At 65.9% G+C, this 16703-nt stretch carries 17 protein-coding genes; 7 read left to right on the plus strand and 10 right to left on the minus strand.

Translation table 11 applies throughout. The features are described from left to right. Nucleotides 1-104: 104 nt before the first annotated feature. A complete protein-coding gene (locus N2605_RS28660; protein ID WP_036022051.1) occupies nt 105-1460 on the plus strand; it encodes an esterase-like activity of phytase family protein in 1356 nt (451 codons plus the stop codon). A gap of 60 nt (nt 1461-1520) precedes the next feature. On the opposite strand, the gene N2605_RS28665 is transcribed toward N2605_RS28660, so the two are convergent. From N2605_RS28665 to N2605_RS28690, 6 genes are all read right to left on the minus strand, one after another. Continuing rightward, complete coding sequence (locus N2605_RS28665; RefSeq protein ID WP_074447707.1) at nt 1521-2348, minus strand: TonB family protein; 828 nt, start codon at nt 2346-2348, stop codon at nt 1521-1523. Next, a complete protein-coding gene (gene exbD, locus N2605_RS28670) occupies nt 2348-2788 on the minus strand; it encodes a TonB system transport protein ExbD (protein WP_260344204.1) in 441 nt (146 codons plus the stop codon). The genes N2605_RS28665 and exbD overlap by 1 nt, the downstream gene beginning before the upstream one ends. Nucleotides 2789-2790: 2 nt before the next feature. Beyond that, nucleotides 2791-3567 (minus strand): tonB-system energizer ExbB, encoded by a 777-nt coding sequence (exbB, locus tag N2605_RS28675; protein WP_128264129.1) that lies wholly within the window; start codon nt 3565-3567, stop codon nt 2791-2793. 23 nt (nt 3568-3590) lie between these two features. Further along, a complete protein-coding gene (gene hutX, locus N2605_RS28680; RefSeq protein WP_035998840.1) occupies nt 3591-4106 on the minus strand; it encodes a heme utilization cystosolic carrier protein HutX in 516 nt (171 codons plus the stop codon). Nucleotides 4107-4130: 24 nt separating this feature from the next. Further along, the gene (gene hmuQ / locus N2605_RS28685) at nt 4131-4466 is read right to left on the minus strand and encodes a heme-degrading protein HmuQ (RefSeq protein ID WP_035998838.1); all 336 of its coding nucleotides are present in this window, start codon (nt 4464-4466) and stop codon (nt 4131-4133) included. Nucleotides 4467-4592: 126 nt separating this feature from the next. Continuing rightward, entirely contained in the window at nt 4593-6986 is a 2394-nt protein-coding gene (locus N2605_RS28690) for a TonB-dependent hemoglobin/transferrin/lactoferrin family receptor (protein WP_260344206.1), read from the minus strand. Nucleotides 6987-7248: 262 nt separating this feature from the next. Between N2605_RS28690 and N2605_RS28695 the strand changes: the two genes are divergently transcribed. From N2605_RS28695 to N2605_RS28710, 4 genes are read left to right on the plus strand one after another with little or no spacing between them, the layout of a single operon-like run. Continuing rightward, a complete protein-coding gene (locus tag N2605_RS28695; RefSeq protein ID WP_035998834.1) occupies nt 7249-7455 on the plus strand; it encodes a hemin uptake protein HemP in 207 nt (68 codons plus the stop codon). A gap of 5 nt (nt 7456-7460) precedes the next feature. Then, a complete protein-coding gene (locus tag N2605_RS28700) occupies nt 7461-8411 on the plus strand; it encodes a heme/hemin ABC transporter substrate-binding protein (RefSeq protein WP_109142539.1) in 951 nt (316 codons plus the stop codon). Then, nucleotides 8408-9493: a FecCD family ABC transporter permease gene (locus N2605_RS28705; protein ID WP_109142538.1), complete on the plus strand. Its 1086-nt coding sequence runs from the start codon at nt 8408-8410 to the stop codon at nt 9491-9493. The genes N2605_RS28700 and N2605_RS28705 overlap by 4 nt, the downstream gene beginning before the upstream one ends. Then, nucleotides 9490-10302 carry a heme ABC transporter ATP-binding protein gene (locus N2605_RS28710; protein WP_260344207.1) on the plus strand — a complete coding sequence of 271 codons (813 nt, stop codon included), beginning with the start codon at nt 9490-9492 and terminating at the stop codon, nt 10300-10302. The genes N2605_RS28705 and N2605_RS28710 overlap by 4 nt, the downstream gene beginning before the upstream one ends. Nucleotides 10303-10474: 172 nt before the next feature. On the opposite strand, the gene N2605_RS28715 is transcribed toward N2605_RS28710, so the two are convergent. Both N2605_RS28715 and N2605_RS28720 read right to left on the minus strand, forming a co-directional pair. Further along, nucleotides 10475-12154: a mucoidy inhibitor MuiA family protein gene (locus N2605_RS28715; protein WP_260344208.1), complete on the minus strand. Its 1680-nt coding sequence runs from the start codon at nt 12152-12154 to the stop codon at nt 10475-10477. Nucleotides 12155-12321: 167 nt separating this feature from the next. Next, nucleotides 12322-12942: a response regulator transcription factor gene (locus N2605_RS28720; protein WP_260344209.1), complete on the minus strand. Its 621-nt coding sequence runs from the start codon at nt 12940-12942 to the stop codon at nt 12322-12324. A 199-nt stretch (nt 12943-13141) separates the two neighbouring features. Here N2605_RS28720 and N2605_RS28725 point away from each other — a divergent pair, with 199 nt between their 5' ends. Beyond that, on the plus strand, nt 13142-14170 hold the full coding sequence (locus N2605_RS28725) for an AraC family transcriptional regulator (RefSeq protein ID WP_260344210.1): 1029 nt from the start codon (nt 13142-13144) through the stop codon (nt 14168-14170). 2 nt (nt 14171-14172) lie between these two features. On the opposite strand, the gene N2605_RS28730 is transcribed toward N2605_RS28725, so the two are convergent. Continuing rightward, complete coding sequence (locus tag N2605_RS28730; RefSeq protein ID WP_225137479.1) at nt 14173-15384, minus strand: NnrS family protein; 1212 nt, start codon at nt 15382-15384, stop codon at nt 14173-14175. 129 nt (nt 15385-15513) lie between these two features. Here N2605_RS28730 and N2605_RS28735 point away from each other — a divergent pair, with 129 nt between their 5' ends. Then, on the plus strand, nt 15514-16224 hold the full coding sequence (locus N2605_RS28735; protein WP_260344211.1) for a Crp/Fnr family transcriptional regulator: 711 nt from the start codon (nt 15514-15516) through the stop codon (nt 16222-16224). A 103-nt stretch (nt 16225-16327) separates the two neighbouring features. Here N2605_RS28735 and N2605_RS28740 read toward each other — a convergent pair whose 3' ends face one another. Then, the gene (locus N2605_RS28740) at nt 16328-16525 is read right to left on the minus strand and encodes a DUF1858 domain-containing protein (RefSeq protein ID WP_035998817.1); all 198 of its coding nucleotides are present in this window, start codon (nt 16523-16525) and stop codon (nt 16328-16330) included. Nucleotides 16526-16703 lie beyond the last annotated feature (178 nt).

The following is a 16703-nucleotide window of genomic DNA, read 5'->3' on the forward strand; positions in this document are numbered from 1 at the left end:
CTGCAGGCGGGGAGAGGCGAAGAGCGCTGCGGCCTTTGGCCCGGCTTCACAATACTGCAACATGCGATCCGCATAAGCGTTGCGTCCGCCAACAGGAGACGCACATGCGCGCGACTTTTCTTTGCACCGTCGCCACGATCATCCTCACCGCGAGCACAGCGCTCGCGCAGAGCGAGGGCGAATTCCCCGCCAAGCTCGCCGGCCACGCGGTGATGCCCGCCGAAACCTTCATCGAGGCGCCGGCTGATGCCCCCGCCGATCTCAAGGCGGCGGGCAAATATACCACCGGCAAGCGGGTCGACGCGCTCGGCACCGTGATGGGCAAGTCCTTCGAGCGTCCGACCGGCGTGTCGCTGCCGTTCAAGGGCCAGCCGCTGCAAGGCCATTCCGGCATCAAGACCATGCCCGACGGCACGTTCTGGGTCCTCACCGACAACGGCATGGGCGCGCGCGCCAACTCGCCGGATTCGATGCTGTACCTCAACCGCTACAAGATGGACTGGGCCAGCGGCAAGATGGAGCGGCTGGAGACCATCTTCCTGCACGACCCCGACAGACGCGTCCCCTTCCGCATCGTGCATGAGGACACCCAGAAGCGCTATCTCACCGGCTCCGATTTCGACACCGAAGGTTTCCAGATTGTCGGCGACACCTTCTGGATCGGCGACGAGTTCGGCCCCTATGTCCTGAAGGCGGACAAGTCAGGCAAAATCCTCGGCGTGTTCGATACGGTCGCCGACGGCAAGCCGGTGCGCTCGCCCGACAATTGGGCGGCGGGGACGCCGGCCGCGCCGGGCGCGACCTACACCAATGTCAATCTCCGCCGCTCCAAGGGCTATGAGGGCTTCGCCGCGTCCAAAGACGGCAAGTTCCTCTACGGCCTGCTCGAGGGACCGCTGTGGGATGCCGACAAGAAGGACTGGGAGAAGGTCGACGGCAAGGAAGCCTCGCGCATCCTCGAATTCGACGTCGCCGCCGAGAAATTCACCGGCCGCTACTGGCATTATGTGTTCGAGCAGAACGGCAACGCCATCGGCGACTTCAACATGATCGACCAGGCCTCCGGCCTCGTCATCGAGCGCGACAATGGCGAGGGCACCGCCGACAAGGCCTGCCCGCAAGGCCAGCGCGGCGAGAACTGCTTCCCCGACCTCGCCAAGTTCAAGCGCGTCTACAAGATCGAGCTGACCGACGCCAATGTCGGCAAGCCCGTGCGCAAGATCGGCTATATCGACCTGATGAAGATCAGGGATCCCGACAAGAAGGCGCGGAAGCCGCTCAACGACGGCGTCTACACCTTCCCGTTCTTCACCATCGAGAACGTCGATCGCGTCGACGACACCCACATCATCGTCGGCAACGACAACAACCTGCCGTTCTCCTCCAGTCGCGATCCCAACAAGGCCGACGACAACGAGTTCGTGCTGCTCGAGGTCGCGGATTTCCTGAAGGCGAAGTGAGGCGAGGCTCGCTCTCTCTCCCTCCCGCTTTTCCGCGGGAGGGAGAGTCATTGCCCATGGCTACTTCCCGAAAATCACCGGGACGTTGATGGGTATGGTTGCATAACTGATCTCGGCCGGCACCGGCGGGAATGGTTGGGCCTGGCGCACCATGGCCATCGCCTGGGCATCGAGCGCTGCGACGCCCGAGGAGCCGCCGAGGCGGCTGGACAATACCTGACCGTTACGGCCGAGCGTGAAGCTCACCTTGACCACGCCCCTCTGGCCATTCGCGCTCGTCGGATACTGGTGGAAGCGCATGAGATGCGCGCGGACGCGCTGATAATAGGTCGCCATCGCAGACGCGAGCGAGCCGGCATTGACGGCAGAGGCCAGCGGAGCCTGCCGCTCCGCGCGCGGCGGTGCGCTGGTGCGCGGCGCCGGAAGGGCATCCGACGGCTTCCGGGCGTCGAGGCGGACCGCCTTGGGCTTCGCCGGGGCGGGCTTCTCCACGGGCACAACTTTCGCGGGCTCGGGCTGCGGCGGGCTCGGCTCGAGCTTCTGTTCCGGTGGAGCCAACACCTCCGGCCGCTCCTGCGGCGGTGTCGGCGGGATCATTTCCTCGACAGCCTGCTGCTGCACCGGCTCGGGCGGTGACGCATCCGCCTGCTGCATCATCGGTCCCGGCGCGATGTCCAGCGGCGTTGACTGCGGTGCCGACGTCTCCGGCGTCATGTCGATCAGGATGGCCGGCATGTTGACGCCCTCGTCCGGCACCTGCTTCAGCCAGTTCATCGCAAGCAGCGCGGCGCCGAGATGCAGCGCCACGATCATCGCCGCCGAGGCGCCCCAGCGCGCGCCCTCCCGCTCGTCAAGCGGCTGATGCAAGGCAAAGGCGTTCGCTGCCATCAGCTGCGTCCGTCGAGCCCGACGAGGGCGACCTTGAGATAGCCGGCGTTGCGCAGGGTGTTCATCACCTCCATCAGGTCGCCATAGGAGACGGCCTTGTCGGCGCGCAGATAGATGCGCTCGTCCTTGCGGCCCTTGGTGGCGGCATCGAGTGAGGTGCTGAGCCCGTCGCGAGCGACGATATCCTCACCCACGGCGATCGAAAGGTCCGGCTTGACGGTGACGAAGACCGGCTTGTCGGGCCGCGGTGCCGGCTCGGCGGCGGTCGCCGGGAGATCGACGCCGATGTCGACGGTGGCGAGCGGTGCGGCCACCATGAAGATGATCAGGAGCACCAGCATCACGTCGATGAACGGCGTGACGTTGATCTCGTGGGTGACGTCGAAATCCCTCGTCTCGCCGCGCGAGCCGAGCTTCGATGTTCCGAGCTTGGCGGCCATGGCTACTCCGCTGCCCGCGCCAGACGGAAATGGCCGTGGTCGCGCTGGCGGCTCACCAGCAGCATGAGCTGCGCCGAGGCGTCGCCGAGCAAAGCGCGGTAATTGGCAATGCCGCGGACGAGGTGATTGTAGATCACCACCGCCGGAATCGCGGCGACGAGACCGAGCGCGGTCGCGAGCAACGCTTCGGCAATGCCGGGCGCGACCACCGCCAGACTGGTGGTGTGGCTCTCGGAGATGCCGATGAAGGAATTCATGATGCCCCAGACGGTGCCGAACAGACCGACGAACGGCGCGATGGCGCCGATGGTCGCGAGCACGCCGGTGCCGCGCGCGATCTGCCTGGACATCGCCGCCTCGACCCGCTCCAGCCGCAACGCGACGCGCTCCTGCAGGCCGTCGTCGAGAATGCCGCCGGAGAGCTCGGCCTCCCTGGCGCAGGACTGAATCAGCTGCGCGACTGCGTCGCGGGCGTCGCCGGTCCGCGCGGATGCCTCGGCCAGCGTCATGTTGCCTTCGAGGGTGCGCGTCCGCTGCAAGGCGAGCGAGCCCTTGCGACGCAGCTCGATGGTCTTGGCGAGCCAGACCGTCCATGTCGCCAGCGAGGCAACGGCAAGCCCGACCATCACGACCTTCACGACGATGTCGGCACCGAGGAACATGCCCCAGGGCGACAGATTGCGCGGCAACAGCGCCGCGTCGATCGCAAAGGCCGGCGCCGGCACGAGCGCCAGTGCGATTGTGAGGATCACGTGCCCTAGCGTGGAATTGCTCTGCATCCTGATCTCCCGACAAATGGAAGTTACGCCGAAAGCTTCGCCGCGATCCGGTCCGCGAGCCGCCGGAACCGCGCCAGCTGATCCGCCCGCAGCGCCCTCGTCTCGTCGCGGCCGACGAAGACCTTGAACATGATGCCGCCGTCGGCGTTCACGAAGGCGACGAAGGCCGAGGACTTGCCCATGAAGGGCCGCTCGACGAAGGCAATTCCCGCGCAGCGCTCGTGGCGGAGATGGCCGTGCAGGCCCTTTGGCTGCATCAGGTTGAAATAGCCGCGGCCGATCTCGCCCGCGGGAATGGTCCCGGTGAACTCGAAGATCGCATCATCGGTGTGGACGATCAGCGTGACCTCGCCCCATTCCGCGATGTCCTGCATGGCGGCGGCAAAATGTTCGCCGCTCCCGATGCGCACCATTGACGGCGGCAACGCCTCGATCACCGCGCGCGGCGTGGCGCTGCGCTCGCGCGCGACGTCCTCGATCACGGCACCCGGATTGTCCGCCATATGCGCCTTGAGGTCGGCGAGATCGGTGCTCAGCATATCTGGCTCCTCAACCCCGGCGCCTCAAGCGGCCGCGCTCGCCTTGCGCTCGGTCATGATGACCTCGAAACCTTCGAACTTGGGGTGACCGAGATAGAGGCTCTCGCCGGTCTTGTTGTCGGCGCGCGCATGAGCGCGGCGGAATTCCTCCGAGCGCGTCCAGGCCTCGAAAGCCGCTTTGTCGACCCACACGGTATGCGAGGAATACAGCGTGTGGTCCTCGGCGACCGGCCCCTTGAGCAGATGGAATTCGACGAACCCCGCCATGCTGCCGAGATAGGACTCACGGGTCCGCCAGACGGTTTCGAACGCGGCTTCCGAGCCGGGCTTCACCTGGAAGCGATTCATGGCGATGAACATTCGACTTTTCTCCTGTGACTTGTAGATCGGCAATTGCCGACCGGATATTTCAGAACGGGTCGAAAGCCACGCTGACGCATCAGCGTGGCCTTCGAGATCAGCAAGGCATAACCTGCGGTGTCTTCCTCAGGTGCCGCCAAAATGGTATTTGAGACCTCCCTTGATCACGAGCCCAGCACCGGCGCTCGCCCACTTCACGTCGTTTTGCGTGTCGCCCGTGCTACCGACCGGAATGGCGTACGGACGATAGTAGCGATTGAAGAGGTTCTCGACGGAGAAGTTGAGCGTGAGAGCGGGCGTCGGGTGATACTGCGCGTAAAGATTGACGAGATCGTACGACGTCGCGGGCGTGTAGGTCCTGGGGATGTCGTAGTTGGCGATTGCCGACGTCCACATCATCGAAAGGATGAGGGTGCGGTCGAGCAGACGCACGCCGGCCGTCGTCGTGATCTTCTGCGGCGGAATGCTGTAGAGGCCGAAGCCGGTCTGCAGATTCTTTCCGCTCTGATAGGTCCCGGAGAGGCCGAAGAACCACAGGTTCGCGTCATACATCGCCTCGGCCTCGACGCCTTGAATAAGCGCGGACGCCACGTTCTGATACTGCAGGAACGGGAGCACCGTGATCGACGGCGCCGGTGGCGGCCCGGTCGGGACCACGAGCGGGTTTCCGTAAGCGACCTGATCGATGAAGTCGCTGATGTCGTTGCGGAACACGTTGATCTTGCCGCGCAGCGTGTCGCCCGCCGTGAACAGATCGTTCTTCTTGATATTGAAACCGATCTCCTTGTTCTTGCCGACCTCGGGGCGCAGGTTTGGATTGGGCACGAAGCAGAAGGTCGAGTCCGCGCCCGGTCCCGGCGTGCCCGACGGACAGCGGAAGAACGAGTCGTTGACCGTCGCGCCGGCATGTGGCCCGCTCACCAGCGTCTCCGTGATCGAGGGCGCCCGATAGCCTTCCGCGTAGCTGGCATAGGGGGTCACGACCGCGGTCGGAACGAGAGCAATGGTGATCTTCGGCGAGAGGCGATCGCCGCCCGACGATGAGGACGCCGACGAAAGCTGATAATTGTCGTAACGGAGCGCACCGATCACCTCGAGCATCGAGGTGTAGTTCGCCCTCCACTGCACGAAGCCGCCAGACACCGTGCGCTGGCCGCCCGGCGTAGTCACTTCGCCGGTACCCGTCCTATCCTGGGTAGATACTTTGTCCTGGAACGCATCCAGACCGTAAGTCACCGCGTGGCGCCAGCTTCCCGTTTCGAAGCGTGTCGTGTTGTGCACGTCGATACCGATCGTATCGAGCAGATATCCGCGGTTGCTCCCGATGCACCCCGAAACGGCATTGCCCGGCACGCCACCGCAATAAACTGACGGCGTCGTGGTGGTGTGCCTGGTCTTAGTCTGGTCGTTCTCGGTGCGATTCCAGTAGATCTTCGCATCCCAGTCGAACCACTGATCATCCGGCTGCGAGTATTTCCAGCCGAGCGTCGTGGTGTAATTCTTCACGTTGGAGGCGTAGATGGACGTGCCGTTCAGATTGTTCGTGCCGTTCGCATTGGTCGAATTGGGATCGCCGGCGCGTCGCGGCGGCTGGCCCAGGCTGTAGATGTCTTCCTGAAAGATGGCGCCGAGCTTGACCTCGTGGCCGTCCGCCGGCCGCACCGTCAGCTTGGCGATGCCGCTGCTGAGCCGATTGCCGGTATTGGCGACCTCGAAGCCGGTGCCGTCCTTGTAGCTCTCCTGCGTCGAATAGGTGCCGCCTGCGAACACGTCGACATTCGGATTGACGTGCACGCCGCCGAAGGCCGAGCCGAGTGCGCGACCATAATTGCTGCCAAGGATAGTCTTGACATCGACGCCCCAGCGCTCGCCCACGCGGACGACATCCTCGATGTCCTTGGTGCGGAACGAGGCCACGCCACCGATCGCGCCGGAGCCGTAGATGTTCGCGGTCGGGCCGCGCACGATGTCGATGCCGCTGATCAGCTCCGGATTGAGGAAGAAGGAGCCGTTGGCGAAGTGGCCTGTGCGCTGATAGTTCTGCCGCGCGCCATCGACGACGACAGCAACGCGGCCGAAATCCTGCAGGCCGCGAATGTTGATCGAGGTCGACGGCTCGTCGCCGCGATTCTGGACCCATACGCCCGGCACATTATAGATGAGGTCACCAACCGTGCTGGCCTGACGTCCCTCGATCTGCGCCGAGGTCACGACGCTGACCGGTGCCAGCGCATCCACGGCACGCTCCTCGGTCTTCGTTGCCGCGACCGTAATCGCATCGAGCGTTTGCACCGGCGCTGCGCCGCCGGCCTGGGCGCGGGCGTTCATCACCTCCGGCGCGGCCTGCTGCGCAACTTGCGGCGCCTGCTTGCGCTTGGCCTGCTTCGGCCTATCCGACGACGCGTTTTCACTCTGTGGCGATGCGGTCTGCGCGAGACTGCCCTCCGCCGTCATTGCCGCAATTGAAACCACCGACGCGCCCAAAATCAGGGCGCGCGAATACCTAGCCCCGTCAGCCATATCAGCCCCAGCCTGCACTTCACTTTAGTTTTTGATGTCGTCTGGCTGGCGCGCGCTCGCAACGCGAGCGACTGGCTGGCTGATTGTCCCAAGAGGCGGGCGAGTTCCCCGCCGTCAGAAATGGTTACGTGGCAACACTCTGACGGTCAATGACATCGGGTTACAGTTTATATCGATTGTAAACTGCGATGGTTGGAATGCGCTTGGCGCCACCTGTACAAACGGGCGGTACTCCAGCTTTCGAAAGCGCATCACACCGACAATGTCAGCCACATCAGGAGACAGCAGCGGCAGCGCGGCAGGACGGGCACAAAGCCCTTCTGCAGCAACGCGAACTCTCACCATGCGCGGCAGCCGCATCGATAGCCGCGAGCTGTTTGCCGCCGAGCGCGAGATCATCATTGCGCATGGCGAGGACAGCTATCGTCTCCGCCTGACCTCGCAGAACAAGCTGATCCTGACGAAGTAACTGCAATGACATGTTGCCGCACCCTCGCCCGTCTCCTGCTCTCCGGCGGACTCGCGTTCGCGTCTGCTGCGCACGCCGCGGGCATCACCGTGCATGACGCGCGCAATCGCGACGTCACTGTTACCGATTTTGCCCGCACGGTGTCGATCGGCGGCGCCATCACCGAGATCCTCTATGCGCTGGGATTGGAAAGCCGGCTGGTCGGCGTCGACACGACGAGCCTCTATCCGGCGGCGGCACTGCAAGACAAGCCGAATGTCGGCTACGTGCGCCAGATCTCGGCCGAAGGCGTGCTCGGTCTCAACCCGACGCTGATCCTGGCGATCCAGGGCTCGGGCCCGCGCGAGACCATGGACATCCTGGAGACGGCGAAGGTGCCGCTGGTGCTGGTGCCCGAGACCTTTTCCGAGGAAGGCCTGATCGAGAAGATCAAGCTGGTCGGCCACGCCATGGGCGTCGATGCGCGTGCCGAATGTCTCAGCGCCGCGGTCGGCGCCGATCTTGCACAGCTCCGTGCCCTGCGCGCCAAGGTGACGAAGCCGGTGCGGGTGATGTTCGTGATGTCGCTCCAGAACGGGCGGGCGATGGTGGCGGGCCACAAGACCGCGGCGGATGAGATCATCCAGCTCGCGGGCGCGGCCAACGCGGTCGAGGATTACGACGGTTACAAGGTCATCAGCGACGAGGCGATCGTGGCCGCAAAGCCCGATGTCGTGCTGTCGATCGAGCGCGGCAAGGATTCGCTGCAGGCCGATGCAGTCTACACGCACCCCGGCTTTGCGCTGACGTCGGTCGCGGCCAACAAGAGCTTCATCACCATGGATGGGCTTTATCTGCTCGGCTTCGGGCCGCGCACCGCGGCAGCGGCGCGCGATCTCTCAGTCAAGCTCTATCCGGCCTTGGCCGAGGGCGGCGCGTTCGCGTCGGCGCTGTCGACGGCGAATTGCCGGCAATGAGCGTGGCCGCCGGGATCGAAACACGGAGCCCGCGACACAGCGCGGGACGGCGAGCAGCATCGTTCGCGATTCCCCTTCTGCTCGTGGTGCTCCTGGTCACCGCGATCGCCGCTCTGACGGTCGGCGCCGCCGGCATCCCGCTCTCCCGGCTGCCAGCCGCGCTGGGCTTGGCCGGCGAAAACACGGCCATGACGGCCCGCGACCAGCTCGTGCTGTGGTCGATCCGCATTCCCCGGATCGCGGCGGCGGCGATGATCGGCGGCCTGCTTGCCGCGGCCGGCGCGATCATGCAGGGGCTGTTTCGCAACCCGCTCGCCGATCCCGCCCTGGTCGGCGTCTCCAGCGGCGGCGCGCTCGCAGCCGCGAGCGCGATCGTCTTCACCGATTCCCGCTTCGGCGAGGCGCTGCGCTTTCTCCAGACCGAGCTGTTGCCGCTCGCGGCCTTCGCGGGTTCGCTGGCGACCACCACAATCCTCTACGGCATCTCCAGCCGCTCGGGACGCACCTCGATCGCGATCTTCCTGCTCGCCGGCGTCGCCATCACCGCGATCGCCAATGCGGGCATCGGCCTTCTGGTATTCATCGCCGATGACCGTCAGCTGCGCGACATCACGTTCTGGATGCTGGGCTCGATGAGCGGCGCGACCTGGACCAAGGCCGCCGTGCTCGCGCCGGTGCTCATTGCCGGACTCGCAGGCTGCGCCTTCATCGCGCGCGGCCTCGACCTGCTGGTGCTCGGCGAGGCCGACGCCTTTCACGGCGGCGTCGACGTCGAGCGCCTGAAGCGGATCTCGATCGTGATGGTCTCGGCCATGACCGGCGTCGCGGTGTCGATCAGCGGCGTGATCGGCTTCGTCGGCATCGTCGTGCCGCATCTGCTCCGTCTCGTGATCGGCCCGGCGCATCGCCTGCTGTTGCCGGCCTCGGTGCTGTCAGGCGCGATCCTGATGGTCGGGGCCGACACGCTGGCGCGCACCATCGTGGCGCCCGCGGAGATGCCGATCGGCATCCTGACGGCGGCCGTCGGCGCACCCGTCTTTCTCTTCATCCTGCTGCGGCAGCGCGGGCTCGCCGCGCTATGACCGCAGTGCTCGATGCACGACACCTAGGCAAGCGCGCCGGCCGCGCGACATTGCTTGACGGCGTCGGCCTAACGGTTGCGGCCGGCGAGATGATCGCCATCATCGGCCCGAACGGCGCCGGCAAGTCGACGCTGCTGCGGCTGCTCTCCGGCGATCTCCGCCCGAGCGCCGGCGAGGTGCGGCTCAAGCAGCGCGACATCGGCAGCTTCGCGCCGCGCGAGCTCGCCGCGCGCCGTGCAATGCTGTCCCAGCACATCAACGTCACCTTCCCCTTCACCGTCGAGGAGATCGTGCTGATGGGCGCGGGCGAGCGCAGCTTGCGCGAGGCCGGCCCGCTCGTCGACGCCGCGCTGGACGAGGTCGGACTGTCGCATTTCCGCGAGCGGCAATTGCCGACGCTGTCGGGCGGCGAGCAGCAGCGCGCTCATTTCGCCCGCGTGCTGGTGCAGCTCGCCTGCGGCGAGGCCAAGCACGGCCCCGGGCTCTTGCTGCTGGACGAGCCGACATCGAGCCTCGATCTGCGTCACCAGATCGACCTCGTCGAGGCGGCGCGCCGCCGCGCGGCAGCCGGCACCGCCGTGATCGCGATCCTGCACGATCTCAACCTCGCGATCCGCTTTTCCGACCGCCTGGTCGTGCTGGCCGGCGGCAGGCTCGCCGCGGACGGTCCGCGCGCCGAGGTCGTCACGCGCGAGAGGATCCGGGATATTTTCGAGATCGACGCGGTCGTGCATCAAGTTGACGGCGTGCCGTATGTGCTGCCGCAGTCGATGCGGGCTGCGGGGCAAGCTGAACTGCCGCCACGGTGAAGGTGCGCTCCCTCGCCCCGTTCTTACGGGGAGAGGGTTGGGGTGAGGGGCCTCTCTCCACACGCGAGATGGTCGAGAGACCTGTACCCCCTCACCCGGATTGCATCTTCGAAGCAACCCGACCTCTCCCCGCAAGCGGGGCGAGGTGAAGCTGCGCCACCTGTGCAGGAAATCAGCCCGCCGGGACGATCACCATGCTCTTGTCCTTCGGCCAGCGGATGCGCCAGGCGAAGTTGATGTCGCGGGCCTCGCCGGGCTTGGCGTCGAACGACCATTCCAGCACGCCGCGCTTGTCGCGGATGTTGTTGGCGGTCGGCTGGGTGCTCGAGGGCAGCATCTCGACGACGATGTCCTCGTTCTCGCTGACCGGCAGCTGATCCTCGATCGCGACGCGAATCGGAAAATCATGCCCGTTGCGGATCGTGGTCTTGAACGAACGCTCGTCGGTCTTCGACGTCGTGACCAGGAGGCCTGCCGAGCCTTCGTTGCGCTTGAGCACGGCGCGTTCGATCTTGACCTTGTCGTCGGCGCCGAACCCGAGCCGCACGATGTCCTCCTTGGCGGACGCCGTGATCTTGCCGCGGCCGACGAAGGTGCCGTCGCGATAGATCGCGACCTTGCCCGGCAGCAGGGTCGTGTCGTCGGTCTGCTTGAAGCTGGCTTCCAGGAATGCGGTCGGATCCAGCACCGGCGCGGCGCGCACCGCGAGATCGGCGGGCACATTCACCGAAGCGATACGTAGGCTCTTGGCACCGTCGGCGGCGCCGAGGCTGACGCGGCCGGGAATCCTGAAGGTGGCCTGGAAGTCGCCGATCTCGGCGACGGCCTGTTGCTCGTCGGCGCGCTCGCGCAACTCGGTCGCTTCGGCAGCCTTGGACATGGGCTCGTACGAGCGCTGGCGAACAGTTGGCGCAGGCCGCGCTAGATCCGAGGCCGTGCCAAGGGCCATGGGCTTCGGCACTTGTGGATATTGCGCGATCAGCGAATGCAGCTCCGGAGCACTGCCGCCGCGGCTGACGCGCACGGTGGAGACGCCGAGCGTCACGTTCGACCAGTCCTCACCGGTGGACTGCGTCACCTCGGCGCGACGCACCACTTCGAGCTGCGGCTTGCGATCCTTGGCGCCGGTGTCGAGCCGGGCATCGTAGAGCGGCACCCAGCGCGCGTTGCGCACGGCATAGGTCACGCGCAGCGTCGCCTTGGTCGCGGCGGCCGAGGCGACGTCGATCCGCACTTCCAGCTTGCTCGGCGGCTTGGCCGAGCGCTCGGCTTCCAGTTGCGCGATCTGGCGGTCGAGCTCGCGCTGTTTTCGCGTGGCATCGCGAATTGCGCTGTCGGCGGTCGCGATCTCCTCGGCGACCGCGGCAAAGGCCGCGCGCCATTCGGCGATCGGGCGCGCCTCGCCCTTCTCGCCGAGGCCGGCCGGCGATGCCTCGGCAAAATGCTGCGCGAACTTGCGCCGGGCATTGGCCGAGTCGATCGCACCTTGCAGGTCGGCCCGTTGATCCCTCAGCGCTTCGATGCGCTTGTCGAGCTCGGGCAGGTTGATCGGCGGCGCGGCCTTCGGTGGGCGTGCATCGATCGTGCCGATGGTGAGCTTGGCGCCCGCCTCTCCTTCGACGCGGAGGGAAGATGGATCGAGCGAGAGCGGAAAATCCTTGGCCACCAGCGTCGAATCGCCGGAGGCGAGATCCAGCGAAATGATGCGGGTGACGGTTGCACCGTCGGGATAGACGGTGACCGTGTCGATCGTCGAATTGGCTTCCACGTTGGCCGCCCATGACGGCGATGCGAGCGCCGTGGTCACCAGGACCAGGCCCGTGGTTGCCAAATATCTTGCGGTGATGCGCATAAAGTCCCTCCTGCCGGTATCGCCGCGCCGCCAGCCGGACGCGCGCGATGAGATGCCTCGCCATCGTGGTTGGACGCGGCAGGGAAGGAACCGGTTCGATTGAGACTTCCGTGGGGCGCCGCCGCGGCGGCACCATGTCTGTGGAACGCTCGGTGGTCCGGGCGGCTTCAGGCCTGGGTCGGCGAGCCCTGGCCAAAAATGCGCCGGAGCAGATCGGTCACGTTCTTGGCGCCGGCCTTCTTCAGGACGCCGGCGCGGTAACCTTCGACGGTCCGCGCGCTCAGATGCATCCGCCGGGCGATCTCCTTGTTGGTAAGGCCGGCGGCAAGATGCTCGAGCACGTCGGCTTCGCGCGCGGTCAGAGGCTCACAGCCCGGCAGCCAGCGTTGCCCGATCGCCCCGGGTTGCGCGAATTGATCGATGGCGGCATCGATCCGGTTGACGATGTCGTGGGTGCGGAACGGCTTTTCGATGAAGTCGGTCGCGCCGCTCTTGATGGCGTCAACCGCCATGGCGATGCTGCCATTCGCCGACGTCACCAGCACCGGCGCCATGCAATTCTCCTCGCGCAGCTGCCTGAGCACCTCGAGAGCGGAGCGATCCGGCGGCATTTCCAGCAGCACACAGGCCGGCATCCGCGTCTTGGCTTCCGAGAGCAGAGAGGCACCATCGGCAAAGCAGATCACGTCATAGGCGCTCTGTTCGAGCGCGGCGGAAAGTTGTTCGCGGAAGGCGGCGTCAGCGTCGATGACGAATACCTCGCCCTTGGAATGCATGTTCCCCGGCATAGTCCCGATCCAGCAATGTCTTGGTCAAATGGCCCGAGACGGCCGGGCCCCGTCGCGCCCGCCGTCAATGCGCACGGCATTCACGCCAGTGCATCGGTTTTCCTTATGTATGCGCCACCGGGTTCCCCGATTTGACGTATTGAGACAGAAACTTTACATTTCGGGACATCTGCGGGTATGGCTGGCAGGAACGGTTTGCATGACCGACCTCATTCGCAGCGCAGGCTTGAGCTGTTACCCCGAGGTCGCCCGGTCGGTTGGGCTCGACCCCGGCCAGATGATGCGCAAGGTCAGGCTGCCGCTGGCCTGCCTCGACCAGCCCGACATCCCCATCGCCGTCACCGGCCTGCGCCGCCTGCTCGAACTGTCGGCAAAGGCCTCCGGCGCCGAGGATTTCGGCCTGCGTCTCGCCGAGCGCGGCGGCCTCACCAATTTCGGCGCGGTCGGCCTGATCGTGCGCGAACAGGCGACCGTCGGCGAAGCGATCGAGGCGTTTTCGCGCTTCATCCATATCCATCACGACGGCATGCGGCTCGACGTCACGCGTGACGAGCGGACCGTGACCATCACGCTGCATTTGCGCGGCCGGCAGCCGCGCGCGCCGCGGCAGTCGATCGACATGGCGCTCGGCAGCGTTCAGCGCATCATCCAGTCGCTGTTCGGAGGCGATTGGCGGCCGCTGGAAGTGCATCTGCACTACCCGCCGCCGCTCGACCGCAAGCGTTACCGCGACTTCTTCGGCTGCCGGGTGATCTTCAATGCGGACGAGGATGCGATCCTGTTGTCGGCGCACGACATGCAGCGCCGGATCCCAAGCGCGCATCCCTTGATCGCGAGTTACTTGCGCAAGCGGATCGAGGCGATCGAGAGCAGGCCGGCAAGCTGGGAGGCAAAGGTCGACGAGGTGGTGCGGACCCTGCTCGCCAGCGGCGATTGCACGGTCGAGCGCGTCGCCGAGCATCTGGCCTGTACCCGCCGCACCATCCACCGCCGCCTCGCCGCATCGGGCACCAGCTTCTCAGCCATCTTGGACGCGCAACGCGCCGATCTCATGGTCCAGCTGATCGAGGATCCCGCCCGGCCGCTGGCCGACATCGCGGTGCAGCTCGGCTTCTCCGCACAGAGCGCCATGGCGCGCTGGTTTCGCGGCCGCTTCGGCTGCACCATCACCGAGTGGCGCAAGGGCGTGCGGCCTCGCTCCGCACCGCCCTCGGCAGGTGCAGCCTGACTTCAGCGCGCGGGGGCGGGCACGCCCATCGTGGCGAGCGCCCGCCGCCCGCTGCCGGCGAGCAGCGGACCGAACGCGACGGCAAATCCGAGGAAGGCGAGGATCCAGCCGCAGGCAGCGACGTACAGCAGCACGTCGCCATACGCGGGCAACACGACGGCACCGATTCGGGCCAGAGCCGCGATGACGATTGCAGCATAGATTGCCTGGACCGCCGGCGAAGCCGTCAGCGCCTGTCCGGTATGGCCGAGGCTGGCGCGGGTCATCACCGCGAGCGTCATCGTTCCCGCAGCACCCGCCATCCAGGCATGGATGCCGGCGCTCGGCGGCAGCTCGCCGAAGGCGGCCACAGCGTTCAGGATGAAGCCGAGCGGCACGAAGACATAACCGACATGCAGGATCAGCAGCAGCCGCTCCCGCGTGGTGCGGTCGCCGGCCCAGCGTGCAAGCCGAACCAGATGCAGCACGCCGACTGCCGCCATCGCGACGCCGGTGATCATGTTCAGCGGTGCCGCGATCCATGCGATCAGCGCCAGCGCGCTCAAGCCGATCACCGCGCCATCGAATCGTCCGAACGGCACCGGCAGGCGGCCGGGATTGAACTTGACCAGCCAGTTGCGGGTGAAGCTCGGAATGATGCGGCCGCCGATCAAGCCGATCAGCAGGACGACCACGCCGATGCCGACGCGGATGCTGACGTCGGCCGCGCCTGCGTAATGCGTCTCGACATGGAAGGCGACGTTGCCGGCGAGCAGAACCAGCACCAGCCCGACCACCGGCAGGTTGCGCCAGTTGCCGCCCGCGATGATCTCGCGCGTTGCGGCGGCAACGACCAGTGCCAGGAACGCGGCATCGACGACCAGTGCAAACGTCCAACCGGTATTCGCCGACAGCGTCACCGCGACGCGTCCGGCAAGCCAGACCGTCACCAAGCCTGCGAGCGGCGCGCCCTGGATCGGCAGGCGCCCCGTCCAGTTCGGGATGGCGGTGAAGAGGAAGCCGGTGATGACGGCCGGCAGGAAGCCATAGAGCATCTCGTGGATGTGCCAATCGCGCGGCGCGAATGCGGAACTCACCGACAATTCGCCGTAGAACATCGGCAGCCAGACCAGGATCGACAACGCCGCCTGGATTGCGGCGAGCAGGAAAAAGGGGCGAAAGCTGTTCGCAAACAGCGGCCAGCCCGTAAAGTTGCGGGATCGGGCGCCAGCCATGGGTCAACTCCAATCAAATCAGACTGTTGTTTGGAAAAATACTGCCACCGGGCGGCCTCGTTTTGCGCTAACGCAAACTACCTGACGATTGCAGGTGCCATCACACTCCCTGATGCCAGGGGAGGCAGAATGGCCAAGGTCGACACATCGCTGGTTGCGCATTTGCCGCTGTTTGCGGGGATGACGCCGGAAGCTCTGGACGAGATCCTGCGTGAGGCCCGCTCGGCGCGCTATCCCAAGAACAGTGCGATCTTCGAGCAGGGAGCGGACGCGCAGTCCTTCTTCCTGCTGCTGCACGGCCATGTCCGCGCGGCCAAGACCACACCTGCCGGCGAGCAGATCGTAGTGCGCTATGTCGCGCCCGGCGAGACGTTCGGGCTCGCGATGGCGATCGGAGCCGCGCGGTATCCGGCGACGGCCATGGCGGTCGACGACAGCGTCGTGCTGATCTGGCCGACTTCGGCCTGGCCGCGGCTGGTCGAGCGGTTTCCGGCGATTGCCGCCAACACGCTCCAGACCGTCGGCACGCGGCTGCAGGAAAGTCACACCCGCATCCTGGAAATGTCGACCCAGCAGGTCGAGCAACGCGTCGCGCACGCGCTGCTTCGCCTCGCCAAGCAATCCGGCAAGAAGCTCGACCACGGCATCGAGATCGACTTCCCGATCAGCCGCCAGGACATCGCGCAGATGACGGGCACCACGCTGCACACCGTCAGCCGCATCCTGAGCGGCTGGGAGAGCCAGGGCCTGGTCGAGAGCGGCCGCCAGCGCATCATTCTGCGCGAGCCGCACAAGATTGTGGTTCTGGCGGAGCGGAGCGTCGACAGCGGCACGGCGTGAGAGACACCTCTCTGCTCAAGTCAGGGATGAGGCGCTTCCGCTTACGGCGAAAGCGCGCTCATCATCCGGGAACCCACGCACACCTGCGCGATTCCTGATCGTTTCACGCCGGCACGCACTCGATCAGCGCGGCGAGGAACTTGTCGCGGTCAATGCCATGCTCGCGGCAGGCGTCATCGACCGTGTGGAAGGTCGCGATCGGACAGCCGACGCAAGCCATCCTGAAGGCGAGAAACACGCGGATCGTGTGCGGCGCCGAATGCATGATGTCATCGACCAGATCGTCGGATCGGAAGGACATGGACAACTCCATTCCGATCGACGATAGCGACGCGGGACCGAGTTTCTTTGTTGGAGCGCAAGCTGGCTCGTCATTGCGGGGCGCGCGTAGCGCGAACCGGAATCCATCGAGCAGCAACCAGTGCAGTGAAATGGATTCCGGGTTCGCGCCAAGAGGCGCGCCCCGGAATGACGGGGGG

This window comes from Bradyrhizobium yuanmingense, assembly GCF_025200905.1.
Taxonomy (GTDB): Bacteria; Pseudomonadota; Alphaproteobacteria; order Rhizobiales; family Xanthobacteraceae; genus Bradyrhizobium; species Bradyrhizobium yuanmingense.